The sequence below is a fragment of the Helicobacter pullorum NCTC 12824 genome (genome assembly GCF_017979475.1).
Classification (GTDB): Bacteria; Campylobacterota; Campylobacteria; order Campylobacterales; family Helicobacteraceae; genus Helicobacter_D; species Helicobacter_D pullorum.
The window spans coordinates 1-1,305 of the sequence record NZ_JAERIT010000022.1 but is presented as its reverse complement, the minus strand read 5'-3'; the positions used below and the strand labels follow the sequence as shown (position 1 = coordinate 1,305).

The following is a 1,305-nucleotide window of genomic DNA, read 5'->3' as shown; positions in this document are numbered from 1 at the left end:
GCTCATCTATTGATTTGTCCTATCCACCTAATAACATTGCCTTTATTATCTATCTCTACTTCTAAATCTTTGTATTTTTCGTAGAATCTAGGGGCTAAGACTTTTTCAAAGTATTCATCTCCTTTGGGGGTTCTTGCTACCCAAATATTATATTGACTCCAATACTTTGGGGTATCCCAAGAGGTATCACTATACATTGTGCTATAACCGCAATATGTCCTATTATTTGTTTCTGTGTTAAAATAAGTAGGACAATCTTGTTCACTATATTCTTTGCCATTATAGATTAAAATATCGTCTTCGCCCCCTTTATTATACGCACCTGTATAAAAGAAATTATCCCTAAAATAAATCCACGCTTGATACTTATCCTCTTTGTAATAAGATAGATTAGTAGGATAGTCTATTTTCTCTCTATCATCATTATCACAATATGAGCCAAAGTCGATATAACCTGCTAGGAATAATTGTCCTATAACATTAATGTATTCACTAATGTAAGTGGGATTAGGGGTGTTTGGAAAAAAATCATTGCCCAATGTATCACTATAATACTTTTGGACAATATTTGAATCTAGCTCGTGTCTTGCAAAAAACTCATTATCAACAATCTTTAAGAATACATATTCAAAGGCAAGTAAAATATCAGTCTTTGTTGCGTGTTGTAAATAATTGAGTAATAAATCCATTTCAAAGCAATATGTATAGCCATTTAAAGTTTTGTCTAAAATTTCATTATAACTATATCCTATTTTATTATTTGCTTCTTTATAGAAAAAAATAGGATTCCCCATTGCATAGATTACTTTAAGTTTTGTCATTTTGTCCCTTTAATATGAATTGTTTTATTTAACTCTGGGTTTTTACCATATACATTTACTGCTTCACCACCACTCTTAGAGCCTGTCCTATATACGATTTGCGTTTTATCGTCTAGCTGATACCTGATGAGTGTTTCCTGTGTGGTTTGTCTTGTTGCTTTATTGGTTATAGGAATCTGTCTTTCCTCTATTTTTGTAGCATTTTTAGTTAGTCTCTCCCATAGTTCATCGAGCTCTTTTTTGGTATTAACAAGTCGAGTATTTTTGGTGCTTCCTTTTTCAAGTCCATTAATTATCCCCAACACTTCCTGCCTACTCAAAGACTTTGGTTTAGGTTTTGCTATCCTCACATCTTTCTTATTCTTATCTTTACTGATAATGTTCTCTATTTTGTTGGCTATTGTTTTAGCTTTAAATACTTTTGCCATTGGTAATATAGTGATAGTATCTATTAAGGCATCTTTATACTCACCAGCAGTGAGGT

1 protein-coding gene and 1 pseudogene are annotated in these 1,305 nt (G+C 32.1%); both read right to left on the bottom strand.

From position 1 onward, the window contains the following. Nucleotides 1–2: 2 nt before the first annotated feature. Entirely contained in the window at nt 3–821 is an 819-nt protein-coding gene (locus tag JJQ98_RS08745; RefSeq protein WP_151105351.1) for a hypothetical protein, read from the bottom strand. Then, nucleotides 818–1,305 (bottom strand): annotated as a pseudogene (locus JJQ98_RS08740) (hypothetical protein); the annotation flags it as partial. The pseudogene JJQ98_RS08740 and the gene JJQ98_RS08745, both read right to left, overlap by 4 nt.

Bases quoted from the DNA above. Each gene is read 5' to 3' on its own strand.
- JJQ98_RS08745 (WP_151105351.1), bottom strand. From the start codon at position 821: ATGACAAAACTTAAAGTAATCTATGCAATGGGGAATCCTATTTTTTTC.